The organism is Paraburkholderia sp. BL6665CI2N2 (genome assembly GCF_004366535.1).
Lineage (GTDB): Bacteria > Pseudomonadota > Gammaproteobacteria > Burkholderiales > Burkholderiaceae > Paraburkholderia.
Genome location: NZ_SORC01000001.1, coordinates 1,345,331 through 1,368,642 on the forward strand (window position 1 = coordinate 1,345,331; position 23,312 = coordinate 1,368,642).

General features: G+C 62.7%; 22 protein-coding genes. 7 read left to right on the top strand and 15 right to left on the bottom strand.

Annotated elements, in window-relative coordinates; translation table 11 throughout:
• Positions 1-83 precede the first annotated feature (83 nt).
• From B0G81_RS06020 to B0G81_RS06055, 7 genes are all read right to left on the bottom strand, one after another.
• Positions 84-674 (bottom strand): YSC84-related protein, encoded by a 591-nt coding sequence (locus B0G81_RS06020; protein ID WP_106277098.1) that lies wholly within the window; start codon positions 672-674, stop codon positions 84-86.
• A 211-nt stretch (positions 675-885) separates the two neighbouring features.
• Positions 886-2,274 (bottom strand): FAD-binding oxidoreductase, encoded by a 1,389-nt coding sequence (locus tag B0G81_RS06025; RefSeq protein WP_134133873.1) that lies wholly within the window; start codon positions 2,272-2,274, stop codon positions 886-888.
• A gap of 350 nt (positions 2,275-2,624) precedes the next feature.
• Positions 2,625-3,386, bottom strand: a complete 762-nt coding sequence (locus tag B0G81_RS06030) for a 3-oxoacyl-ACP reductase (RefSeq protein ID WP_134133874.1) — start codon at positions 3,384-3,386, stop codon at positions 2,625-2,627.
• A gap of 1,108 nt (positions 3,387-4,494) precedes the next feature.
• A complete protein-coding gene (locus B0G81_RS45330) occupies positions 4,495-5,616 on the bottom strand; it encodes a hypothetical protein (RefSeq protein ID WP_166678927.1) in 1,122 nt (373 codons plus the stop codon).
• Between the two features lie 339 nt (positions 5,617-5,955).
• Positions 5,956-6,474, bottom strand: a complete 519-nt coding sequence (locus B0G81_RS06040; protein ID WP_166678928.1) for a hypothetical protein — start codon at positions 6,472-6,474, stop codon at positions 5,956-5,958.
• A gap of 267 nt (positions 6,475-6,741) precedes the next feature.
• Positions 6,742-7,401, bottom strand: coding sequence for a ligase-associated DNA damage response endonuclease PdeM (gene pdeM, locus B0G81_RS06050; RefSeq protein WP_134133876.1), 660 nt, complete (start codon positions 7,399-7,401; stop codon positions 6,742-6,744).
• Positions 7,398-10,043, bottom strand: coding sequence for a ligase-associated DNA damage response DEXH box helicase (locus B0G81_RS06055; protein WP_134133877.1), 2,646 nt, complete (start codon positions 10,041-10,043; stop codon positions 7,398-7,400). The genes pdeM and B0G81_RS06055 overlap by 4 nt, the downstream gene beginning before the upstream one ends.
• A gap of 218 nt (positions 10,044-10,261) precedes the next feature.
• Here B0G81_RS06055 and B0G81_RS06060 point away from each other — a divergent pair, with 218 nt between their 5' ends.
• The 3 genes from B0G81_RS06060 (at position 10,262) to B0G81_RS06070 (ending at position 12,097) form a co-directional block, all read left to right on the top strand.
• On the top strand, positions 10,262-11,137 hold the full coding sequence (locus B0G81_RS06060) for a carbon-nitrogen hydrolase family protein (RefSeq protein WP_134133878.1): 876 nt from the start codon (positions 10,262-10,264) through the stop codon (positions 11,135-11,137).
• A 47-nt stretch (positions 11,138-11,184) separates the two neighbouring features.
• Positions 11,185-11,535 (top strand): FKBP-type peptidyl-prolyl cis-trans isomerase, encoded by a 351-nt coding sequence (locus tag B0G81_RS06065; protein WP_012426354.1) that lies wholly within the window; start codon positions 11,185-11,187, stop codon positions 11,533-11,535.
• Positions 11,536-11,635: 100 nt separating this feature from the next.
• Positions 11,636-12,097, top strand: a complete 462-nt coding sequence (locus tag B0G81_RS06070; RefSeq protein WP_134133879.1) for a DUF488 domain-containing protein — start codon at positions 11,636-11,638, stop codon at positions 12,095-12,097.
• Between the two features lie 48 nt (positions 12,098-12,145).
• Here the strand turns inward: B0G81_RS06070 and B0G81_RS06075 are convergent, their stop codons facing one another.
• On the bottom strand, positions 12,146-12,376 hold the full coding sequence (locus B0G81_RS06075; RefSeq protein WP_106277115.1) for a DUF2964 family protein: 231 nt from the start codon (positions 12,374-12,376) through the stop codon (positions 12,146-12,148).
• A 341-nt stretch (positions 12,377-12,717) separates the two neighbouring features.
• On the opposite strand from B0G81_RS06075, the gene B0G81_RS06080 reads away from it, so the two are divergent.
• Positions 12,718-13,791, top strand: coding sequence for a DUF6765 family protein (locus B0G81_RS06080; RefSeq protein ID WP_134133880.1), 1,074 nt, complete (start codon positions 12,718-12,720; stop codon positions 13,789-13,791).
• Between the two features lie 27 nt (positions 13,792-13,818).
• Here the strand turns inward: B0G81_RS06080 and B0G81_RS06085 are convergent, their stop codons facing one another.
• Entirely contained in the window at positions 13,819-14,055 is a 237-nt protein-coding gene (locus B0G81_RS06085; RefSeq protein WP_134133881.1) for a hypothetical protein, read from the bottom strand.
• A gap of 57 nt (positions 14,056-14,112) precedes the next feature.
• Positions 14,113-14,418 (bottom strand): hypothetical protein, encoded by a 306-nt coding sequence (locus tag B0G81_RS06090; protein WP_106277121.1) that lies wholly within the window; start codon positions 14,416-14,418, stop codon positions 14,113-14,115.
• A gap of 582 nt (positions 14,419-15,000) precedes the next feature.
• Here B0G81_RS06090 and B0G81_RS06095 point away from each other — a divergent pair.
• The 3 genes from B0G81_RS06095 to cls all read left to right on the top strand — a co-directional run bounded on the left by B0G81_RS06095 (position 15,001) and on the right by cls (position 17,758).
• Positions 15,001-15,840: an H-NS family nucleoid-associated regulatory protein gene (locus B0G81_RS06095; protein WP_116123304.1), complete on the top strand. Its 840-nt coding sequence runs from the start codon at positions 15,001-15,003 to the stop codon at positions 15,838-15,840.
• 22 nt (positions 15,841-15,862) lie between these two features.
• Entirely contained in the window at positions 15,863-16,348 is a 486-nt protein-coding gene (locus B0G81_RS06100) for a hypothetical protein (RefSeq protein WP_134133882.1), read from the top strand.
• 147 nt (positions 16,349-16,495) lie between these two features.
• The gene (gene cls, locus B0G81_RS06105; protein ID WP_134133883.1) at positions 16,496-17,758 is read left to right on the top strand and encodes a cardiolipin synthase; all 1,263 of its coding nucleotides are present in this window, start codon (positions 16,496-16,498) and stop codon (positions 17,756-17,758) included.
• 12 nt (positions 17,759-17,770) lie between these two features.
• Here cls and B0G81_RS06110 read toward each other — a convergent pair whose 3' ends face one another.
• From B0G81_RS06110 to B0G81_RS06130, 5 genes are all read right to left on the bottom strand, one after another.
• Positions 17,771-18,727, bottom strand: a complete 957-nt coding sequence (locus tag B0G81_RS06110) for a hypothetical protein (protein ID WP_243856366.1) — start codon at positions 18,725-18,727, stop codon at positions 17,771-17,773.
• Complete coding sequence (locus tag B0G81_RS06115; RefSeq protein ID WP_208328512.1) at positions 18,721-19,515, bottom strand: MetQ/NlpA family lipoprotein; 795 nt, start codon at positions 19,513-19,515, stop codon at positions 18,721-18,723. The genes B0G81_RS06110 and B0G81_RS06115 overlap by 7 nt, the downstream gene beginning before the upstream one ends.
• On the bottom strand, positions 19,512-20,597 hold the full coding sequence (locus tag B0G81_RS06120) for a formylglycine-generating enzyme family protein (RefSeq protein WP_134133884.1): 1,086 nt from the start codon (positions 20,595-20,597) through the stop codon (positions 19,512-19,514). Before B0G81_RS06120 ends, B0G81_RS06115 begins: the two co-directional genes overlap by 4 nt.
• Before the next feature lie 7 nt (positions 20,598-20,604).
• The gene (locus B0G81_RS06125; protein WP_134133885.1) at positions 20,605-22,551 is read right to left on the bottom strand and encodes an arylsulfatase; all 1,947 of its coding nucleotides are present in this window, start codon (positions 22,549-22,551) and stop codon (positions 20,605-20,607) included.
• Positions 22,552-22,709: 158 nt separating this feature from the next.
• On the bottom strand, positions 22,710-23,258 hold the full coding sequence (locus B0G81_RS06130; protein WP_106277132.1) for a hypothetical protein: 549 nt from the start codon (positions 23,256-23,258) through the stop codon (positions 22,710-22,712).
• Between the last annotated feature and the right edge of the window lie 54 nt (positions 23,259-23,312).

Consider the following 23,312-nt stretch of genomic DNA (forward strand, 5'->3'; position numbering starts at 1 on the left):
GCGGCAGCTTCCGCTCCGCGCGAGTTAGAGATGCCAGACAGCCGGCGAGGCGGCTGCCTGGCAGTGCGCGTGGACGCTCACGTTCAGATCATCAGACGCGAAACCTTGGTGCCTTCGAGCGATACGCCGGCCATCAGTCCGCCGTTCGTCAGCACAAAGGCTTCGACCGGGCTGGTGGCGGTAGAGGTATCCACCGCGCCGTTCGCGCCGATCTTCAGCAAAGCGACGGTGGCGTCCGCACCGGCCGCCCAGCCCTGGCTGCTCGTGAATTTGTCGAGTGCTTCTTGCGTCATGAACAGGAAGATCAGGGCCTTGGACTGCGCTCCGATCTGCAAACCGAACGAGCCCGCGACGGTGCTGTAGTAACCCGCCGTGCGGCCACCCACGCGCAATGCGCCTTCGCCGTATTGGCCGCCGACCCAGAAGCCCGCCGAAATGACGTTCGGGAACACCAGAACGCCGCGCGCCTTGGCCACCAGTTCACGTGAGCCTGTGACGTTCTCGTAGAGACGCGACAGCGTGGAATCGACCCCGGCATTGATGCTGTCCCGTTTGCCCGCGTTGGCCGAAGGCGATGCGCTCGAGGACGGCGACGTGGTCGTGCAGCCGGCAAGGCCGAGTCCGGCGGTGGCGAGCGCGGCGCTGGTCGTCATGATGAATTGTCGTCTACGCATGATTGTTTTCCTTTTGCGTTATTGGTGTTATGAAAGTGGCGTTGTTCGTTTCCGTTCAGGCGGTAAGGGCGTGACGCCGACAAGCCCGTACGCTGATTGCTAACCAGCACATAGCGTGCCCGACCCCGCGGTGCGCTGTTCAGTACTGGGTGCGGCGCGCGTGGGCGGGCCACGCGCGAATTGCCGTCGGCCGTCGCCCGCCTGCTCACTACTACACCGACGGCCGGATGTTCTGGTTGTGACGGAACAGGTTGCGTGGATCGTAGCGGTTTTTTACAGCGACGAGGCGTTCGTAGTTCGGCCCGTACGCATCGGCGACGCGTCCGCCTTCCTCTTCCGTCATGAAGTTGACGTAGACGCTGCCCAGCGCGAACGGCGCGGCGGCATCGAAAAATGCGCGGGCCCAGCCCACAGAGCGCTCGTCATCGCTCGCATCGTCCCAGCGGCCGTGCACGTTCATCGCGTACACCGTGTCGCGGCTCGAATAGGCGGTGGCTTCGACTGGCACGCTCCGGGTCTGCTCGCCGATCTGCCCGAAAAAAATCTCGCATTGCGGCGTCGGCAGGTTAGCGATCGCGTTGAGCAGCGCGTCGATGAGGCCGTCCGGAATGTCGACCAGATTGTGCGATTTCCAGTAGTTGCGCGCGCCCGGCGTGAGCAGCGGGTCGAACGCCTGTTGCCACATGGCATACGGCATCGGGCCGAGATGTTCGCCGAGCGGCGTTCCGAAAGCGCGGACGAATTCCACCGTGGACGGACCGCTTTCGACGGCGCCGGTATAGCACATTGCGAAGACGATCACCGGCTTGCCGTGGACTTCGGGCGGCAGAAACGGCAATGGCGGCGCGAGCCGCAGCACGGCCCACACGCTCAGTTCCTTCGGCATCGCGGTTTGTGCCGCGCGGTATTTCACCAAGGCGTCCTTTGCCTGCTCGATCGGCAGGACCACGAGGCCGCCGTATACGAGCGGTCCGACCGGATGCAGGACGAACTCGAAGCGCGTGACCACGCCGAAATTGCCGCCGCCGCCGCGAATCGCCCAGAACAGGTCTTCGTGCGAATCGGCGCTTGCGTGGACCAGTTCGCCTTCGGCGGTGACGACGTCGGCCGACACCAGATTGTCCACGGTCATGCCATATCTGCGGCTCAGCCAGCCGAAGCCGCCGCCGAGCGTCAGGCCCGCGACGCCGGTGGTCGAGTTGATGCCGAGCGGCGTGGCGAGCCCGAAGGCCTGCGCTTCATGGTCAAAATCGCGCAGCGTCGCGCCCGGTTCGACATACGCGCGACGCGCCGCGGGATCGATCTGCACCGATTTCATCTGCGACAGGTCGAGCACGACTCCGTCGTTGCACAATGCGCTGCCGCCGATGTTGTGGCCGCCGCCGCGAATCGCGAGCGGCAGGCCGTTCTCGCGCGCGAAGGCCACGCCCTGGCGCACGTCGGCAACGCCCGCGCAACGCAGGATGATCGCCGGATGCCGATCGATCATCGCGTTCCAGATGCTGCGTGCTTCGTCGAAGGTCGCGTCGCCGGGTAACAGAACCTGACCGCGCATGGCGGTTTTCAGTTCGTCGACGGCGCTGCTGGACACATTAACCATGGCTCAGTCTCCTGACATAGTGGAAGAGTTTCGCAGAACACTATTCAGCTGACCAAAGCAAATTGGAAGTGTCCTGAAGGCTTGTTTGCGTCCAGTAAACGAGCCTGCCTTCTGAAGTCAAACGAAGGTAAACCCGCGTTTATTACCGGTTGAGCGCGCGGGCTGGCGCGGCAAGCTTGCGGGAGCCTTGACGGTGGCGAAGACCCGCCCGGTGCCACGGATGGTGGAAATGCTTCGGACAAAGATACTGCGGGAATGTGTTGGGTGCGCCGCTGCGTGGTGGGTGCGCAGCGACACTTCCCGGTCCGGCTCGCTCGCGCGTGGGAGCGCGCGAGTGGTGAACGAACCGCTTAACCCTTCACGAGGCCGCCGTCGACGATCAGGTTCTGGCCGGTCACCGCGCGTGACCACGGCGACAGGAAGAACAAAACTGCATCCGCGAATTCTTCCGGTGTCGTAACGCGGCGCACTGGCGTGGAGCTCGCGATCAGGTCGAAGACGAATTCCGGCGTGGCCGTGCTCGCGTCGGTGGTCCGCAGCAGTCCGCCCGACACCATGTTCACCGTGATGCCGTCCGGACCGAGGTCGTGGGCAGCGGTGCGCGTAACCGACAACAGCGCCGCCTTGGCCGCCGTGTAGTCGTGATAGGGAACGACGGGGTTCTGAAACAGATTGGTACCCACGTTGACGATGCGGCCGAACCCACGCGAACGCATGCCGGTAACGGCCGCCTGAATCGTGTTGAGCGCGCCTTTGAGCGAGCCGTCGAGTTGCTGCTGGAAACGCGCCCAGGCGATGGAATCGATTTTCGGGCGAGCATCGCCATCGAACCGGAAGTCGGCCAGCGCGTTGTTGACCACTGACACGATGGGTTGGCCGGTTTGCAACTGCGCTTTGTCAAACAGGCGCGCGACGGCGGCCGCGTCCGTGACGTCCGCTCGAAGTGGCAGCACCCGATTGCCGAATTCCTCTTTCAGTGCGAGCGCCGATGTTTCGCTGTTGCGATAGTTGACGACCACACTCGCACCTTCGCGCAGCAGTGCGCGCGTGATCGCCGCGCCGAGTCCGCGAGCGCCCCCCGTGACCAGCACCCATTGTTCGGATAGAAGCATCTTTTTCCTGTTGTCGATGGAGTTGCGATGCTCGTATTGTCGCCCGAATCGGAATTCACACCCGGTCCGTGCGATGGCGCATATATCGCTGACGAATTCATGAAGGGAGTGGCCGTGAGTTTGCGCGGCAGTCGGAATGCGCTGCGGGCCGAATGTTTTATACCGCGAGCAGGGCGGCTGGTCCGATGACGGGCTGCTTTTATTCACGCGACGGTCTTATGCGTTGACGAAGCGCGGGGGCGATCATGGCGCTGGGCAAATAGCCCGAGTTGCGCCGTCTGTGTGATTGCACTCACTCCTGCATGGGCAACTTCTGTTTTGTGTTCGGATGCACACGTATGTGAAGCATTCGAACCATGGTTGCATGGTTAGTCTGATCACGTGGATTAAAGAAAACGTAAAAAAATAATAGTTTGTACTGCGTATCTATGGACAGTAACTCTCTCCTATTTATAAAGCTGGCAATTGACGATCTCTGACAGTTCAGCTGCGCAATTCATCGTAAAAACTGTGGCGATATCGCACTGCGTGGGGTAACGCACGGTCGCTGAATGGCACTGCGCATAACTTCAACGTCCATCAGGCCCAGCTGTGCGTTTTCAAAACCGGGGTTCGCGCACAGCCAGTTGTCCTCTCTCGAATCACGTTGAATCGGACCGGGGTTTTCCGTGCGAGAGATGCCGAAAGTCATGTGGTTTTAGCGTGACGCGAGGCGATGACGACCGGGCGTTGAGGTTTCATTTTTAACAGTGAACAGAGATTCGCTTGTTACCAGGGCCGGTCGCTAAAAGCATATAGTTAGGAGAATGAAATGAAAAAGCAAAACGGGGACGCACTGGTGCTGGGGACGCGCCGGGCGGTATTCGCAGTTGCTGTGAGTCTGTATGCGGCGATGGCGGGTGCGCAAACTGATCCGGCCGCGTCGGCCGCGCCGTCGGTCAGTTCGAACGTGATGATGTTGGCGCAGGCGTTGCCGGATGATTGTGCGGGCACGCCCGGCTGCATCCGGCAAAGCAGAAGCCTCGTGATGCCTGGTGGAAGTGGATTCGCCGCGGGTGGGGTGGGGGCGGTAGCGGCCGGGGGCACGCAAAGCGGCGGCGGGACTTCGTCAACCGGGACGGCTACTGCGGGCAATAGCGGCGGGAGTGGTTCGGGCTCGTCGGGACTGGGTTCCGGGAGCACGGGCAGCGGCAGTGGTAACGGCGGAACCGGCACCGGAGGTGATGGCGGCAACGGCGGCGCCGGCGGCGGCACCGGAGGGGATGGCGGTGATGGCGGCAGTGGAGGTGACGGTGGCGACGGCGGCGACGGCGGCCATGGTCATGGCCATCATGGGCACCACGGTCATCATGGCCACCACGGCGATGGCGGTCATCATGGTGACGGCGGTCATGGCGGCGACGGTGATGGAGACGGCGGCCATGGTGATGGTGGTCACGGCGACGGTGGCCATGGTCATGGCGATGGTGGTCATGGAGATGGCGGTCACGGAGATGGCGGTCATGGTCACGGTGACGGTGGCCATGGTGAAGGCGGCCACGGTGACGGTGGCCATGGCGATGGTGGCCATGGTGACGGCGGTCATGGTGGCGGTGGCCATGGAGATGGCGGTCATGGTGAAGGCGGTCACGGCGACGGTGGCCACGGAGAAGGCGGCCACGGAGACGGCGGCCATGGAAATGGCGGTCATGGCAACGGCGGTCACGGAGATGGCGGCCATGGTGAAGGCGGTCATGCCGACGGCGGCCACGGCGATGGCGGTCATGGCGACGGCGGTCACGGCGATGGCGGTCATGGCGACGGTGGCCATGGTGAAGGCGGTCACGGCGATGGCGGTCATGGTGACGGTGGCCATGGCGACGGCGGTCACGGCGATGGCGGTCATGGCGACGGTGGCCATGGTGAAGGCGGTCACGGCGATGGCGGTCATGGTGAAGGCGGTCATGGTGACGGTGGCCATGGCGACGGTGGCCATGGAGATGGCGGTCATGGCAACGGCGGTCACGGTGAAGGCGGTCATGGTGACGGTGGCCATGGCGACGGCGCTCACGGCGAAGGTGGTCATGGAGACGGCGGTCACGGCGATGGCGGCAAGGGCGGGAACGGTCCTGGTGACGGCGGTCATGGCAACGGTGGCCATGGAGAAGGTGGCCACGGTGACGGCGGCAATAGCGGAAACGGTCCTGGCGCGGGCGGTCCCGGCAATGGTGGTCACGGCGACGGTGGTCACGGCGACGGCGGCAAGGGCGGAAGCGGTGCCGGCGTAGGTGGCTCGGGCAACGGTGGTCCTGGCGCAGGCGGCCCAGGTAACGGCGGCAACGGTGGCTCCGGCAATGGCGGCAAAGGCGGCGGCGGCCCCGGCGCAGGTGGGTCGGGCAATGGCGGTCCCGGCGCAGGCGGCCCGGGCAACGGCGGCAACGGTGGCTCCGGCAATGGCGGCAAAGGCGGCGGCGGTGCCGGCGCGGGTGGCTCGGGCAACGGCGGTCCTGGCGCAGGCGGCCCGGGCAATGGCGGCAACGGTGGCTCCGGTAACGGTGGCAAAGGCGGCGGCGGTCCTGGCGCAGGTGGCTCAGGCAACGGTGGTGCGGGCAACGGCGGCAACGGCGGCAAAGGCGGCGGCGGTGCCGGCGCGGGTGGCTCGGGCAACGGTGGTCCTGGCGCAGGCGGCCCGGGCAACGGCGGCAACGGTGGCTCCGGCAACGGCGGCAAAGGCGGCGGTGGTCCTGGCGCGGGTGGCTCGGGCAACGGCGGTCCTGGCGCAGGCGGCCCAGGCAACGGCGGCAACGGTGGCTCCGGCAACGGCGGCAAAGGCGGCGGTGGTCCTGGCGCAGGTGGCCCGGGCAACGGTGGTCCTGGCGCAGGCGGCCCCGGCAATGGCGGCAAGGGCAACGGTGGTCCTGGCGCAGGTGGCCCCGGCAACGGCGGCAACGGCGCAGGCGGCCCAGGCAACGGCGGCAACGGCGGCAACGGCGCAGGTGGCCACGGTCACGGCGGCGACGGCGGTCCCGGCGCAGGTGGCCACGGTCACGGCGGCGACGGCGGCAAGGGCGGAAATGGCCCAGGCGCGGGCAACGGAGGCCAAGGCCATGGTGGCGGCTTCGGCGGCGGCTTTGGCTCAGGCCACGGCGGCGGCTTCGGCGGCGGCTTCGGCGGCCATGGCGGTGGCTACGGCGGTGGCGGCGGAGGCCACGGCGGCGGCAACCACTAACGGAGCGACGTTCCTTCATCGCACGGAGGCCGGGAGACCGGCCTTCCTACCGATGCCAAACGGAGCGAGCGAACGACCATCGCCCGCTCGCTCCCATCTTCAACCTCGGCAAACTAATCGCTCAAAAAACCAGTACGAAATCCCACGTCACACCACTTCAATCACCCTCTCCTGCACCACCAGAAAAACCTTCTCCCCAGCGACACGACCGTCCTCTCGCGTCCCTCCAGTAAAGCTCCCGAACGCAGGCAACACGCCGCCCGCCGCCCCGAACCGGAAACACGGAACCCGTACCGAATCGTTGCGCGTCGCAATCCGATACACCGGATGCACATGTCCCGCGAGCGCATACGCACCTTCCACCTTCTGCGGGTAATGACACAGCGCCCACGGCCCGACACGCCAGGGCTCCTGGACATACTCGACGTCGAGCGTCGCCGGCAGCGCGCCCGCATGGCGGTCGTGATTGCCTTCGACCAGCACGACCCGCAGCCGCGCATGCCGCGCGCGCCAGACGTGCAATGCGTCGAGTGTCTCGGCCGCGTGCGCCTCGCGCGCATGCAGCAGATCGCCGAGAAACACCAGCATGGCCGGCTCGAACTCCGCGATCAGAATATCCAGCCGCATCAGGTTGTCGGCGGTTGAACCGATCGGCACCGGAACGCCGCGTGCGCGAAACACGGCGTCCTTGCCGAAATGCGCATCGGCGACGAACAGACAACGCAGCGCCGGATCGAACGCCGCGCGCAAGCTCGACAGCACGAGAGGATGCCCGGCAATCTCCACTGCCAACGAAGCCGGCCTCATGTGCGGGCCGCCTTCTCGAGTTCGGCCAGCATCCGCTCGACGCGATCCGCCAGCTTCTCCGTGCTGACTTTTTCCCGCAGGCGTCCGACAATCAGCGGAAACGCGAACGGCGTCGGCTTTTTCGGTCGCGTGACGACCACGCGGCTCGCGTTCATGCGTTCGAGCGCAATGCGAATGCGGTGGGCGTCGAGTTCCTGCAGAAGCACTTCATCGTCGGCCTGATTGAGCAACAGATTGCCGCGATCGTGATTGCGAAAGATCTCGTAGAAGAGACCACTCGACGCCTGCAGTTGCCGCGCGCTTTTCTGCTGCCCTGGATGCCCCTGAAACACCAGCCCAGACACGCGCGCAATCTCGCGAAAACGCCGCATCGAGAGTTCCGACGAATTGAGGCTGGCGAGAATGTCGTGATCCAGTTCGTTTGACGAGAGCAATCCGCTTTCGAGTTGCGCAGCCCAATCGAATGGTTGCGCGGACAACAGCTCGAAACCGTAGTCGTTCATTGAAATAGAAAACGTACCGGGTTTTTCGCGCGCGACGCGCCATGCCAGCAGCGCGCCCAAACCGATATGCGCCGTGCGCCCGGCAAATGGATAGCAAAAGAAGTGGTGCCCTTCGCGCAATTTCACCAACTCGACCACCAGCACGCCCGGCTCGGGCAAGGCCGACCACTTCTGCTGCAATTCGAGCAGCGGCCGCACGGCGCGCATTTCGGGTTCGTCATAGATGCCGGCGGCGGCGCGCGCGAGCATCGTCAGCGTGGCGTCCGCGAGTTCGGAGGAAAGCGGCATACGGCTGCCCGCCCATTGCGGCATGGCTCCGCGCGACGAGGTCGCGCGCCGCACCCACGCGGTCATATCCTGTACGCGGATCAATTCGAGTGCACGTCCGCCGAAAGTAAAAATATCGCCCGGTTTCAGCCGTGAAATGAACGATTCCTCGATCGCGCCGATCCGGCCGCCGGCAAGGTAAGCGACATTCAACGTGCCGTTCGCGACGATGGTGCCGATATTGTTGCGATGCCTTCGCACCAGATCCTCTCGCGGCACGCGGTACAAGCCGTCGCTTTCGCGCACCACGCGATGATAGTCGGGATACGCACGCAACGCCGTGCCGCCGCCTTCGACGAAGCCGAGCGCCCAGTCGAACTCCGCCTGCGTCAGTTGACGGTAGGCATAGGTGCTGCGAATTTCGCCGTACAGTTCGCGCGCCTCGAAACCGCCTCCGATCGCCACGGTGACGAGATGCTGCACCAGCACGTCGAACGGTTTCTCAGGCGTTTCGCGGCCTTCTATCTGACGCTTCTCGACGGCTTCGCGCGCGGCGGCGGCCTCGACCAGTTCAAGCGCATGCGTGGGCACGATCGTGACACGCGACGGCCGCCCCGGCGCGTGACCCGAACGGCCCGCGCGCTGCATCAAACGCGCGACGCCCTTGGGCGAGCCAATCTGAAACACGCGCTCCACCGGCAGAAAGTCGACGCCCAGATCGAGGCTTGATGTGCACACCACCACTTTCAACAAGCCGCTCTTGAGACCACGCTCGACCCATTCGCGCACTTCCTGATCGAGCGAGCCGTGATGCAGCGCGATCAGGCCGGCCCATTCGGGCCGCGCTTCGAGCAGTGCCTGATACCAGACTTCGCATTGCGAGCGCGTATTGGTAAACACGAGCGAGGTCTGAGCCTCGCCGATCGCCTCGGCCACGGCGCCGACCTGGCGCATGCCCACATGACCGCCCCACGGAAACCGCTCGATGGTCTCCGGAATCACCGTATCGACGATCAGTGCTTTCGGCAGCGCGCCATGTACGCTTACGCGTGGCGTCTTCACGGACGCGAGCAGAACACCGGCGGCGAAAGACAGATTGCCGAGCGTCGCCGACAAGCCCCATACCTGCACCTCAGGACGCCAATGCGCGAGCCGCGCGAGCGCGAGTTGCGTCTGCGTGCCGCGCTTGTTGCCGAGCAGCTCATGCCATTCGTCGACGATCACCAGCCGCACGTGTGCAAGCACATCGCGCGCATCGGGGCGAGTGAGGATGAGCGAGAGACTCTCCGGCGTTGTGACCAGTGCCGACGGCATGCGCCGGTTCTGCCGCGCGCGCTCGGCCGACGACGTGTCGCCGGTGCGCAAGCCGACGCTCCACGGCACGGCCAGTTCCGCCGCCGAACTTTGCAACGCGCGCGCGGTGTCCGCGGCGAGCGCGCGCATCGGTGTGATCCACAGCACTGTGAGCGGCTCCGGGTGCGTGCGGGGCGTACTGCGTTTTCGCGCGCTTGACGTGGCTGCGAAGGCGGCCACTGCGCCGAACCAGACGGCCCATGTTTTGCCGGCGCCGGTCGTGGCATGCAGCAAACCGCTCGCGCCACGGCCGATTTCCTGCCAGACCTCGCGTTGAAATTCAAATGGTTGCCAACGGCGCGCCTCGAACCATTCGGCGAGTTTTTCGGAAAACGGGCGCTGCGCAGCGGCTTCGTCGATGGAAAAGGGCAGCGGCTCGAAGGACGGTTCGCGCGCGTCGAGCCGCGCCTGCTGCTCACGGCTGCGCGGAATCCGGCGCGGCCGGGGCGTACGGCGCCGCTCCGGCACAGCGGAAGGTGCCGGGACTGTGGTTTCGTCGGAGTCAGCCGGCTCGGTCATCGAAAACGCTCTTTAGCATCGGATTCGCGTGTCGGCGAACAACTCGAAGGAGGGGGTTTCCTATGTGGACCGCTAAACCGCTCAGGTGGTTCACCTCGAATCTTCGCACTTACATGTGGCGTGCCGCTCATGTTTAAATGCCGGGGCATTGCCTGCCGCGATCCAAGGTCGAACGCGCGCAGTCATAACGCAACAGTCCTTTCATCACGGAGCGCACGTTGAATCACACACAGGCATTGCTGCCGCAAACCTCATTGCGAATCGCGGCTGCGCAAGCGCAACCGGTGTGCGGCGATGTCACGGTCAACATCGCCAGAACGGTCGAATTGACCGCTCTGGCCGCCGACGCCGGCGCAAAACTGGTGGTTTTTCCCGAGAAATTCCTGACCGGCTACGAACCCGACCTGATCGCCGGCGATCCCGCGAAATACGCTTTCGATGCACACGACGCGCGGCTCGAACCGATCCGGGCCATCTGTCGGCAGCGCGAAATCGCGGTCATCGTCGGCGCGGCGACGCGCGGCGAGGGCGGCCTGCATATCTCTTCGCTCGTATTCAGCCGTACCGGCGCGCAGCTCGACTCGTATCACAAGCAATACCTGTACAGCAGCGAGACAAAGATCTATCGCCCGGGCACGCAAGGCCGCATGCTCGAACTCGACGGCTGGCGCCTCGCACTCGGCGTGTGCTACGACTCGGGTTTTGCGGAGCATGCGCGGCATGCGGCGGTCAATGGCGCGCACGCGTATCTGGTGAGCGCACTCTTCAGCGTGCAGACCGGCTACCATCAGTCGCGCATCTGGTTTCCCGCGCGGGCATTCGACAATACCGTGTACGCGTTGCTGTCGAATCATGTCGGCACCACCGGCGGCTGGGCCACGTGCGGCGCGAGCGCGATCTGGAGCCCGTCTGGCGACGTCATCGTGGAAGCGAGCCGCGAGCGTGAAGAAGTGATTTCCGCGCTACTCGATCCGGCCGTGCTGGCCGACGTCCGCGAACGCGAGACAGTGCTCGCGGACTTTCGCGCGCGCAGCGAGGCGCCCCATGCGATCCGTTACAATGAAGCGCACCACCCATCTGGAGACTCGCTTTGAAATCTATCGTTGCATTGGTCGCAGCTGCTCTTCTGTCTTCGACGGCAATGGCCGCCGCGCCCACCACCGAAAAACTGCCTTCCGGCGTCGTGGTCGAACACCTCACGCAAGGCACGGGAGCCCAACCGGCTGCCGAAGATGTCGTGAAGGTCAACTACCGCGGCACGCTCGCCAACGGTACTGAGTTCGATAGCTCGGCGAAACACGGTGGCCCGGCCACGTTCCCGCTGAATCGCGTGATTCCGTGCTGGACGCAAGGCGTGCAGAAGATGAAAGTGGGCGGCAAGGCCAAACTGACCTGCCCGGCTGCGACCGCTTACGGTGATCGCGGCGTCGGCGTGATTCCGCCGAATAGCGATCTGACCTTCGAGGTCGAACTGGTCGGCATCGTCAAATAAGCAGCACGACGTGAACTGAGACTGAGCCCCGCTCCGAATTTCGCAGCGGGGCTTTTCTTTTTCCGGGCACTGCGTCTGCCCACTGCCAGGTACTCCCGCAATGAAGCGCGAAAACAATCCCGTACAGGTGGCCAGCATCGGATTTACCGGCAAGACGGCCCAGCAATTTTTCGATCTGCTGAAAAACGCCGAGGTGCGGACTGTGCTCGACATTCGCCTGAGCAACACGTCGCAGCTGGCCGGCTTCGCGAAGAAACAGGATCTGCCTTTCTTTCTCGACAAGTTGTGCGGCGCCGCTTACCAGGAAATGCCTGAGCTGGCTCCGGAGCCCGACTTGTTCAAGCGCTATAAGGCCAACGAACTGACGTGGGACGAGTTCTCCGCGGCCTACGTCGAGTTGATCGCCAAGCGCCGGGTGGAAAGCAATCTGGACGTCGATCTGTTCCGCTCGGCGTGCCTGCTTTGCAGTGAACATTTACCTCACCATTGCCACCGGCGACTGGCGCTCGAGTATCTGAACTCGCATTGGAATAGCCGCCTGAAAATTACCCACCTGTCGTAACAGCCCGTTCGATAGCGGCGTCTTTGCCCAACTGGAGAACGCCGGATTTCACTCGGACGGCGCGAAAAGCATCGAGATATAAACGATCGTGGAGACGACCGTAATGCCGACTCCGATGAAAACTTTGGTGCGATTGAATTCCAGTCCGCCGTTAATGGCCACGCAGATGCCCACCACGGACGCCAGGGTGCCGATCGTGGCCAGCAAGACGTGAAGCTTGCTGCGTATCAACTTGCGCCGTTCCGGACTGGCGCCTTCTTTCCACTTGTCGAGTTTCACGGGGATTGTCCTTTGCGTTAGCGTGTACTGAGCCCGAAGGTTTGGACGGGGAGAGTGGTGCGGTCCGGTTATGCCCTTTCGCATTACGAATGGTTTCCAATGGGACACAGCATAGCCGAGCCGCCGGACAGTGCAAATAATAAAAGCGGAAAGATTGTTGCAAGTCTATTTGGCGGCGCGCGCGCGTAGCGGACTCGGCCAGAAACAGGGCGGCGAGCGTTTTTTTAAAGTCCTGGTGCGTTCGGTCGTCTACTATCTACTCACGCGCCGACACGGCATCCCCCTCGCTGCTCAGTCCAGAATCCCCCGTCGTCATTCGTCGCGCTTCAGGAGCGCCAGCCATGAATATCGACTTTCACTACGGTGTCATCTATATTGCCGCCCGCGTGGCGGGGATGCCGGCCGACCACGCGATCACCGTGGCGCACGCCTGCCAATATGTGGACGATGCGACGACCGCGGGCATATTACGCTTCAAGGGCGGCGAGACGTTCGAACGCTTCGCTACCGCCCACAAGTTGTTCGATTACGCCACCACGGAGGACGACAAGAACCGGCTGGTGTGGACGCCCTTTCATTTTCTGCCGGCGGCCGAGGGCTCGACGTTGCACGAGAAGGCCGTGTGCCGGCCGGATAGCGCGGTCGCGCGTGAGGTGGTGCGGCGCGCCATCCTGCGCCGGGACACCGAAACGGGACTGCATCGGCTGGGCGTGACGCTTCACACGTATGTCGATACATGGGCGCATCAGGGGTTCGCCGGGATCGAAAGTCCGTGGAATCGGGTTCATCTGCTGGAAGCTCAGGACTGCACCCGCAAAGGCTGGTTCGCCAAACTCAGACTCGCCAGCGAGCACCTGCTCGAACACATCGAGGAGGATGTGCTGACCGTTGCGCTGCCGGTCGGTCACGGTGCTGCCTTGCACTATCCTGACCAGCCGTGGGCGAAATGGCATTACATCGACGGTAGAAACGAGTTCGTCCAGCGACACAATCTACCGGATTTCGTGCAGGCGGCCGAAATGGCGTGCCGCGCGGTGCGTGCCTATCTGGCGGGTCGGCAAGACTTCGAGAACCTGCCCGGCATGCCGGACGATGTGACCGACGTGCTCACGAACCTGCTCAATACGAACCGGCTCGAGGACGACAACGATCGCTTGCGGCATATCTGCCGAGTCGTGAAGGCGGGCGGCATTCCGGGTTTGAAAGAGTCGATTCCGGACTATGTGCCAAAAGGTCCCGGCTCCTGGAAGTACATGGCCACCGGTTTGATGTTCGGCGACGATACCGGCGACAAGCCCGAGTGGACGAACGCTTTCGAGAAAAGCGATTACCGTCTATTTCACGACGCGGTCAAACAGCACCGCTTCGTGACCACGCAGGAGATTCTGCCCACGCACGGATTGCGAATCGCCTGAACGGGGCGCGAGCGCCCCGAACCCGGATTATTGCAATCTGGCCTGCTGACGTTGCGCAGCCTGTTCTTCCGCATGCTTTTTGGCCATATGCCGCCCGACCAGACAGCCGCCGACCGCGCCGACCACCGCGTGATGTCCGGCGTAGTGTCCCGCCACTCCGCCTACAACCGCCCCCTTCATGCAGCCGGCCGCGTTTGCCGTGCCGACCGCAGCCGAAGTAAGCGCCACCGCCCCGAGGGCGGTTCTGATGTAACCAGCTTTCATCTGAAAAGTACCGTGCAATTAAAGAGGGGTTCTAACATGGTGCTATACGGCGTCATTTCAATAGCCATTCCAGTGCCGTTCACGCCATTCATGTTCGCGCCAGTGCTCGCGGCGCCATTCGCGTTCGCGCCATTCACGACGTTCGCGCCACTCGCGTGCGTGCCAGTCACCGTAGCCGTAGCCGTCGCCGCCGTAAACAACCGGCACCGGAGCCGGGCCCCGCGCGACATAAACGGGCGGCGGCGGTGCAACCACGCCGACTGGAATACCGACTCCGACCGCCACATCCACGTGTGCCGAGGCTGCCGACGATGCCGCCAGCACTGCCAGACCGAATACCGCGCCGATGATCTTCTTGTTCATTTGCCTTCTCCTTGCATATCGAAGTGCGGTGCTTCCGATTGCCTCAGGTTCACCCTTGCGGGTTTTCCAGAGCTTTGCGTCGAGTTACGGTTTGGAGTGTAGAAGGGCGGTCCGGACACAGGTGAAACAGCGCTGCGAGATTGGTAACGCGGGGTTACGACGCTGCCGGATAGCGCATTGCCTCTCGGGAAGCCCGCATCTCATGGCTGAAAAAAGTGTTTTTATAAGAGCGGGTGGACGCGCGAACGTACTCAGGCAATAAAAAATGTACTACTGCCCTTTGAATCTCCTAATGCTTGCCTATAGTAGAAGCGGCTCTTGCCGCGATGCACGGGCTGCCTTTCAGTGCGACACAATGCCGTCGTCGATCGCCGGCCGGGAATTGGAAAGACAGTAAATGGGAAGGGAGAGTGGCAAAGAAAAAAGTCAGAAAAGTGTGGCGACGAAGTAAAGAACCCGAAAAGTTCGTACTCCACCGAATGCATGATCGACTCAGAGCCGTGTTTTTATAGTCACGCCGATCTGCCTTTCTCGCGTCATTCGTGGCATAGTTCGATCGATTACCACATAAGGAGCAATCAAATGCCCACATTAGAGCAAATCCAGGCAAAGCTTAAAAAGCTTCAGGCGCAAGCTGACGTCCTTCTGGCCAGGAAAGCGCAAGTCGCGGTCGACCAGATTCGTGATCTGATGCTCAAGCATGGCCTGACTACCGCGGATATCGAAGCCAAGGCAAAAGCCCGGCGCGCCGCGAGAGGCTTGAACGGCGGTGGCAAGGCGAAAGCCGTGAGCTCCGGTAAGTCATTGGCAAAGTACCGCGACCATAAAACCGGCGCGACCTGGACGGGCCACGGCCGCGCGCCGGGTTGGATTGCCGGCGTGAAAGATCGCGCGCAGTTCCTGATCGAAGGCGCGAGCGAACTGAAGTCGGCGGCGAAGAGTGCTGTCACCCAGGCGAAAGGCAGCAAAGGTCAGCCGAAAGGCGCGCAACCGCCCAAGTACATCAATCCGAAAACAGGCGCGACCTGGAGCGGCCGCGGCCCGGCACCGGCATGGCTTGCCACCGTCAAGGACCGCACCAGATTCCTGATCGATAGCGCCTCGGCAACTGTGGCGGATGCGGGTCACAAAGCTGCGAAAAAGGCCGGTAAAGTGAAATCGGCGGCAGCTAGCGGCGTAGTGAGCAAGAAAGCCGCAGCCCGAAAAGTCGTGGCGAAGAAAGCAGGCGCGGCCAAAAAGACGGTTGCAAAGAAAGCCACTGCGGCAACTAAAAAAGTAGCAGCAAAGAAGGGCGCGGCGAAGAAGAGCGTCGTGGCCAAGGCAGCCAGGAAAGCACCGGTTCGCAAGGCCGCGGCCAAAAGAACCGTCGCGACGAGTGCCGCGGCCACGCCCGCAGCAGCGCCGGCGTCAGCCGGCGCATGAGCGCAACCGAGTCGTAAAGTAGATGACCCGTACGCTTGAATCAACCCAGCAGGAAGACCAGGTCGTCCTGCTGGACTCCGTTCCTTATCCGGCAGAAGATGCCGCCGAACCCTTTATCGTCGCGAGTGACCGCCGGGTCATTCTCTCTTATCCGATTGCGGAGTCCGACTTTGAATGGTTCGGACCATTCGATCCCGACGACGATCCATTTTGCGCAGTGCTATTTCCGGACGCCGTATTTCATCGTCTGGGTCCGCCCGGCGACGCCGATCTTGAGATTCACCCGCTCACCTCGCAGGGTCTCGCCGGCTATTCGGTTCATGAAGTCATGAATTCGTCGCTGGCCACCGAGCTTGCGGCGGTGGCATCGACAGGCCCCGCGCTGCGCCATTTCGTCATCACGTTTCAGGCGTCCACATTCGAATGTGTGGCGTCGGACTATACGGTGGTCGGTGTCTACGGCGCGGGCGAAATAGCCTCCCGGGAAGCGTTCTCATTAGTCAGGTAATGGGATGGAGTAGCAAGGTGCGGGCCTGCATTGGGCACGCGCAATGCGTCCTGCGTTCGTCGTAAAGGCCGGGCCGAGGTCCGGAATGTTCGTCAAACCGCAGGACGCGCACGCGACACGTCCCGCCTATTAGCATCGAGGCCACGCATGCTGACGATTCCGATTACTGCTTTCGTCACGCTCGTCATCATCCTGGTGATTGCCAATTTATCGAGCGGCGAAAAGAAGATCGAGCATAAGATCGATCGCCTTTACGCGAGCGACGATCCGCAATTCCTTCGCTCAATGGGTTTGCTGCTTGGGCCGCCGGTCATTTCGGGCAATCGCTTCGAGATGCTGCTGAACGGCGACTGCATTTTTCCCTCGATGCTGGAAGGCATCCGTTCCGCACGTCGAACGATTACATTTGAAACTTTTATCTATTGGTCCGGCGAGATTGGCGAGCAGTTTGCGCAGGCGCTCGCGGATAAAGCGCGCGAGGGCGTCGCGGTGCATGTGCTGCTCGACTGGGTCGGTTCGTCGAAAATGGATAAGCGCTATTTGGATATGCTTCGCGATGCTGGCGCGGAAGTGATTCAGTATCACAAGCCCCATTGGACCGGCCTGGGCCGCATGAACGATCGCACGCACCGCAAGCTGCTGGTGGTCGACGGCCATATCGGCTTTACGGGCGGTGTGGGTATTGCGCCGGAGTGGACCGGCCACGCCCAGGATGAAAAGCATTGGCGCGATACGCATTTCCGCGTGGAGGGTCCGGTGGTTGGCCACATGCAGGCCGTATTCATGGACAACTGGGTCAAGGCAACCGGCAATGTGCTGCACGGCCCAGCCTATTTTCCCGATGTCGAGCCAATGGGTGACGGCCTCGCGCATATGTTCAGCAGCTCGCCCTCGGGCGGCAGCGACGACATGCAGTTAATGTATCTAATGGCGATCACGGCGGCGACGCACTCCATTCATCTGGCGAGTGCCTATTTCGTTCCCGACAAGCTGACCATTAACGCGATCGTCGAGGCGGCGAAACGCGGCGTGAAAGTGCGGATCATCATGCCCGGCAAACGGATCGACACGCATACCGTGCGGGAAGCATCGCGCGCGTGCTGGGGCGATCTGCTCAGAGCGGGCGTGGAAATGTACGAGTATCAGCCGACCATGTTTCACTGCAAATTGCTGGTGGTGGACGAATACCTGGTTTCAGTCGGCTCGACCAATTTCGATAACCGTTCGTTCAAGCTCAACGACGAAGCGAATCTGAATATTTACGACCGCGACTTCGCCAGGCAGCAGACCGCCGCTTTCGCCGACGATATAAAGAAGTCGCAACAGATCACGCTCGAAGCATGGATGCATCGGCCGTTTACGGAAAAGCTGATCGAGAAGTTTGTCCCGCTGCTGGATTCGCAGCTCTGATGAATCCTCTGATTACCGACCTGCGCCAGAGAGATAGGCTTCGATAGGTGATAGAGAAGGGCGCGCGCCGCTTTCCACTTCCATGGCAGGAAGCGGTGTGCCAAGAAGCGCTTTTGCACGTTGATATGCTTGAGTGAATCCGCGCAACTCGTGTGTCACGGGACGATCGTCCAGGCGGCGTCGAAACAGCGCTTGCTCGATACTGCGGTCGATTAGCGCGAGTTGACTGTCGATATAGTCGAGGCATGACTGCCTGCAACCTGCGGAAGTACTCGCTACGGCCAATAGCGCCGGCACAATCGAAATCGTCAGAAAGCCGCCGGCTGGAATGCGCGCCAACGCGCCGGGCGAGTCGAACAGGTCTTTGCGCAGCGATTCGAATACGGCACGGCCCCACACTTCGCGTTCTCTTTCCAGCGCGCGGCGGCGGCGCGCCAAAGCGTCCCTCGCATTCGCGTCTTTTATCTCGCCTTCCGCAGTCATTAGTACGGCGTCCGCGCGCTCACCTTCCTGAATGCAATCGGTGCCGAGGTACGCGGCGCTCTGATTGCGCCCAGCTAGCACGAGATGTTGCAACGTATCCGGTACGAGTGGATCAAGTGGCACCACTTCGCACGTGACCGGCTTGCCGTTCAGATGGATGGCGCAGCGTCCGTCGTCAGCGAGTGCGGGGCAGCGTGCCAGCGAGGGGTAATCGTAGCCCTGCGTCATGATGCTGAAGATGTCGCCGGTTCGATAGAGCAGCGTGTCAGCGATCGAATCGAAGGCGGCGATATCGGCCGCGTCGAGCACGGTTTCATGCCGACCCACGCGCAATCGCTCACCCACGCGCCTGCGCGGCACGCGGCCGATCGCAATACAGCCGATGATCCGGTCGCGATGCCGGAACAACTCGGGCAGTGCCATGGCCGGCGGACTATTGCAGCATTTGCCGCACGCCGTGCACACGAACGAGAAAGCGTTCACCACGGCCGTCGCACCGAGTCCTGATAGCGCGTCAGAATGAAATGCGCGACGTCGAGCGAATGGTAGGCGGCCACCAGTTGCGCAACCCAAGGCTGAGTGCGGTCGGCGTCTCGCACCGTCAACACGTTGGCGTAGGGCGAGCGCGCATCTTCGAGACCGAGGCTATCGCGCGCCGGGTAAAGACCCGCGCGCGCCGCGTCGTCGCTATCGATCACGGCGAAGGCCACGCTATCTAGCGTGTCGAACAGACGTGCGCGCGGCACCTGGCGGATCCGCAGATTCAGCCGGTTGCTCGTGATGTCGGCGAGAGTCGCGTGAAGGCCGGCCGTGTCCCTGAAAGTCAGCAACGTGAAGTTCTGTAGCAGGATCAGGGCGCGCGCAGTGCCTTCCCGGTCGTCAGGAATCGCGATCGTCGCGCCGCGTTGCAACTGGCCGAGATTCGTCAGTTTGCGCGAGTACAAGGCGATGGGAAACGTCACGGTGGTGGCGACGCTCGTCAGCGCAAAGCCGTGCTGTTTGCGCTGGGCGTCGAAGCGTGGCTCGTCCTCGAAACTCGCCGCGTCGATCTGCTTCGCAGCGAGCGCGGCGTCGATACGTTCGGGCTGATCGAATACGACCACGTCCAGCGTGAGGCCGCGACTGGCCGCGACGCGGCGCACTTCGTCCATGATCTCGGCATGCGCGCCCGGACTCACACCCACTTTGATGACTTGGGGCGCGGCGGCTTGCACGTGCTGAACCATCGAAGCAGCGACCAGCAGCACCGCCGTCACGAATCGCCGAGCCTTCATGATGCGTCCCTTAGCGCCGTGCGAAAACCGATATGCGACGCCGGCAAATCCGCTTCCTGCTGTTCGCGCGACGCCGCCCGATAGCGCACGCAATAGTCGCGCGAGCACAGGAACGAGCCGCCTTTGATGACCATCGGCGTGTCGTGTTTGCGGCTGAGCGGCGCGACCGCCGCGGTGTCGCCGTTGGTGTGCGACTGGTGCGGACCCGTGTAGACATCCCTGGTCCACTCCCATGCATTGCCGATCATGTCGTAGAGTTTGAAGTCGTTGGCGGCATAGCAGCCGACGGGCGCGAGACCGACGTGACCGTCCTCGTTCGTATTGAGTACGGGGAACACACCTTGCCAGTAATTCGCGCTCGGCTCGCCGTGTTCGTCGCGCGGCGCGGTGTCGAGGTCCGCACCTTCGCGGCCTGCTTTGCCCGCGTATTCCCACTCGGCCTCGGTGGGCAGATCGCGGCCCAGCCAGCGCGCGTAGGCGAGCGCGTCGGCTTGCGTGACCATCGTCACGGGCTGATTCAGACGGCCTTCGAGCGTGCTGCCGGGTCCGGTCGGATGATTCCATGCGGCGCCTTTCACCCATGTCCACCATGCGAGATCGCGCGCGTTCATCTCATCGCGTGTCGGCGTGTGAAACACCACGGCGCCACCCTGGCGCTCCGAATCGCTGACGTAGCCCGTCGCCTTCACGAACGCCGCGAACTGCGCATTCGTCACATCGGTCTGATCGATCCAGAAACCGGCGACGCGCGTCTTGCCATCCCTGGCAGGACGCTCGTCTTCGTAACCGAGCTTGCTGCCAAATACGAAGTCGCCGCCATGCAAATGCACCATGCCGGCTTTCGGATTGTCGCGCCAACGCGAGGGTAAACCGGCGTAGCGCTCGCATTGCTGCTCGGAGCCGAGTGCGGCTAACGGGCGCGACGTGTTGAGTTCATCGAACGCGCCTTGCTTGCCAACGCCGCTAAAGACCGCCGAAGCGGCCGTCGCGGCGGTAAAAGCGGTGGCGAACGCGACCGTGGCGATCGCGGCGTACATGCTGTACAGCGCCGCGTTGCTCTTCAACTTGAATCTGACGGTCATTGCGTGCTCAGTAGTAACCGTGCGGACGCAACGGTTCCACGCCGCCGACGCTGCTCATATAGCTGTTCCACTGCTGCACGAGACCGTCGATCACCGAGGGATTCTGCGTCGATACGTCCTGCGTTTCTCCGCGATCGGCGCTCATGTCGAACAGTTGCCAGTGACCATCCACGGGGCCGAGCGGCGGTTCCGTCCACAACGCTTTCCAGCGGCCGTCGGCGCTGCGCAGATAGCCGCGGCCGTAGGCTTCGTCGCCGAACGACGCGTTCTGCACCGCGCTCGTCGCCTGATCGTTCAACAGCGGCAGCAGCGACCGCCCGGTGACCGGATAGACGTAGCGGTTGTTGTAGACCACCTTGCCCTTGTTCTGATCGACGCCGGTGAGCGTATTGACGAGCGGCGGCGCGGCCTGCGTGGGCGGTGAAATCTGTGCGACGGCGAGGAACGTCGCGGTATTGTCGGTGACGTGCGTGAAGTCGCGCAGTGTCGGCTTCTGCGTGGTCTGACCCGGCAGATGGACGATCAACGGCGTGGACACGCCGCCTTCGCCCGAATAACCCTTGGTCAGACGGAACGGTGTGGCGCTGACTTCGGCCCAGCGCAAACCGTATTGCAGACGTTGCGCGTTCTGCTTGCCGTTGTCGGTGCCGAGTGCCGAGTAAACCGGATCGGCGGCGTTGGCGGTGTCGGTCGCGGTCGGGTCGGCGCCGGAGTCGATCGGCCAGCCTTCCGCGCCGTTGTCCGACTGGAACATGATGAAGGTGTTGTCGTACTCGCCGATATCCTTCAGGTGCTGGATCAGCAGGCCGATGTTGTGATCGAGATTCTCGACCATGCCCGCGTAGATTTCCATATATCGCGCCTGGGCCTTCTTCTCGGCGGGCGAGAGGCTCGCCCATGTCTTGTTCACCGTGCCCGCGCCATAGTCGGTATAGCCTTGCGCCGCGCTATGCACGGCGCTCACGTACTTCGCGTTCACCGTGCCGTTGTTCGCCGTGGCCGCGGTGGCGACGAGCGTTTCCGATGCGCCGCCGTACGGCACGAAGTCGTTCGGAATGATGCCGAGCGCCTTTTGCCGCGCGATGCGCGCGTTGCGGATCGCGTCGTAACCGGCATCGTATTTGCCGGCGTAGTTGTGCAGATAAGGCTCGGGTACTTGCAGCGGCCAGTGCGGCGACGTGTAGGCCGCGTAGGCGAAGAACGGCTTGCCGTCGCCCTTGTTCGAATCGATGTACGAGATCAGACGCTGCGTATAAAAGTCGGTTGAATAGAACACTGCGGGGCTGCCGCCTGCGCCGCCCGGTTGTCCCGGCTGACCGGGCTGCACGTATTTGCCGTCTTCGGTGTAGTTCCGCGAGTTCGCGGGTTCGTGCGCGAAGTGATTGGTCGCGGCGCCGCCAAGCAATACATAGCTATGTTCGAAGCCCCATTGGTCGGGCGTTTGTCCGCCGCCCGTCGTGCTGCCGACAATGCCCGAGCCGATATGCCATTTGCCGGCCATGTACGTGTGATAACCGCCGTCCTTCAGCAGTTGCGCAACGGAGAGCGCGCGGTCGTTCAGATAGCCCTCGTAACCCGGCAGTCCTTTGCGCTCGTCGGTCGGCACGCCCATGGTGCCTTCGCCGACCAGATGGTGATCGGTGCCGGAGATCAGCATGGAACGCGTAATCGCGCAGACGGTGCCCGTATGGTGATTCGTCAGGATACGGCCCGATTGCACTAGCGCGTCCAGATTGGGCGTGTTGATTTCGCCGCCGAACGCGTGGATGTCGGAATAGCCGAGGTCGTCGGCCATGATGTACAGAATGTTCGGGCGCTTCTGGGCGACTACGGGTGTGGGCGTCGGGCCGGGCAGATTGTCGTCGCCGCAGGAGGCGAGAGCGATGAGACTGGCGACGGCGGCGCCGATCATGCCAAGGCGAAAAGAAGGGCGCTGCGATCGTTGTGTTGTCATTGTTGTGCGGACCGGATATGTCGGGTCGCCGATGGTAGCAATGACGCCAGAACGCCCAAAGTTCGATTTCTGCGTTGCTTTGTTCGATTGCCGATATAGGCATTGCAGCGTGATAACGGGTATCAGCCAAGCGCCGCATTTAGCCTTTGAGCGTAAACCTAGTTGCCTGGATCGAGCACGGGCTTGTCCGGATTCGCAAGCGTTTTGTAGGGGAGTTGTACGGCGTGCGGATTGGTGACGGTATCGTCAATCACACGCTCGACGTCCGCGGTTTTCGCGAGTTCGGTGAGGAAGCTCTGCTTATCGAAGCCCGGCGCAACGCAGCCTTCCACGTAGATGAAGCGGCGTTGCAGCGTCAGCCAGAGCGTCGACTGTTCGCGCCAGTGCGTGGCGAAATTGATGTTGGTGAGGCGACGCTGCACCGCCTCGGCGATTTCCACGTCGTACAGATAGGCGTTCGATAAACGGCAGCGGCCTTCCACCCAGCAACTATTGCCGCGTTCGATCCGGTAATGGCTGTCGTCGAGCCATTCTTTCTCGGTTTCGAGCGGCCCCAATGGCACCGGACAATCGCCGATTGCTTTGGAGATCTGAAAGAACGGATCGTGGCCGCGATTGACGCGCGCCGGTTCGGCATGGGCGTGAATAGCAGTTGCGGCGAAACAGATCAGCAGACTCGCTAGCCGTAATGGGATCGTGCGTTTCATCCTCATCAGCTCCGAATGTTGGGCATTGAGTAGAGTAGACGGAACGATAGCAGT

Coding starts and splice junctions, on each gene's coding strand:
- B0G81_RS06020 (WP_106277098.1), bottom strand. CDS start 674: ATGCGTAGACGACAATTCATCATGACGACCAGCGCCGCGCTCGCCACC.
- B0G81_RS06025 (WP_134133873.1), bottom strand. CDS start 2,274: ATGGTTAATGTGTCCAGCAGCGCCGTCGACGAACTGAAAACCGCCATG.
- B0G81_RS06030 (WP_134133874.1), bottom strand. CDS start 3,386: ATGCTTCTATCCGAACAATGGGTGCTGGTCACGGGGGGCGCTCGCGGA.
- B0G81_RS06040 (WP_166678928.1), bottom strand. CDS start 6,474: ATGGCCTTGGCCTCCGTTGCCCGCGCCTGGGCCATTTCCGCCCTTGCC.
- pdeM (WP_134133876.1), bottom strand. CDS start 7,401: ATGAGGCCGGCTTCGTTGGCAGTGGAGATTGCCGGGCATCCTCTCGTG.
- B0G81_RS06055 (WP_134133877.1), bottom strand. CDS start 10,043: ATGACCGAGCCGGCTGACTCCGACGAAACCACAGTCCCGGCACCTTCC.
- B0G81_RS06065 (WP_012426354.1), top strand. CDS start 11,185: ATGGCCGCCGCGCCCACCACCGAAAAACTGCCTTCCGGCGTCGTGGTC.
- B0G81_RS06070 (WP_134133879.1), top strand. CDS start 11,636: ATGAAGCGCGAAAACAATCCCGTACAGGTGGCCAGCATCGGATTTACC.
- B0G81_RS06080 (WP_134133880.1), top strand. CDS start 12,718: ATGAATATCGACTTTCACTACGGTGTCATCTATATTGCCGCCCGCGTG.
- B0G81_RS06085 (WP_134133881.1), bottom strand. CDS start 14,055: ATGAAAGCTGGTTACATCAGAACCGCCCTCGGGGCGGTGGCGCTTACT.
- B0G81_RS06090 (WP_106277121.1), bottom strand. CDS start 14,418: ATGAACAAGAAGATCATCGGCGCGGTATTCGGTCTGGCAGTGCTGGCG.
- B0G81_RS06095 (WP_116123304.1), top strand. CDS start 15,001: ATGCCCACATTAGAGCAAATCCAGGCAAAGCTTAAAAAGCTTCAGGCG.
- B0G81_RS06100 (WP_134133882.1), top strand. CDS start 15,863: ATGACCCGTACGCTTGAATCAACCCAGCAGGAAGACCAGGTCGTCCTG.
- cls (WP_134133883.1), top strand. CDS start 16,496: ATGCTGACGATTCCGATTACTGCTTTCGTCACGCTCGTCATCATCCTG.
- B0G81_RS06115 (WP_208328512.1), bottom strand. CDS start 19,515: ATGAAGGCTCGGCGATTCGTGACGGCGGTGCTGCTGGTCGCTGCTTCG.
- B0G81_RS06120 (WP_134133884.1), bottom strand. CDS start 20,597: ATGACCGTCAGATTCAAGTTGAAGAGCAACGCGGCGCTGTACAGCATG.
- B0G81_RS06125 (WP_134133885.1), bottom strand. CDS start 22,551: ATGACAACACAACGATCGCAGCGCCCTTCTTTTCGCCTTGGCATGATC.
- B0G81_RS06130 (WP_106277132.1), bottom strand. CDS start 23,258: ATGAAACGCACGATCCCATTACGGCTAGCGAGTCTGCTGATCTGTTTC.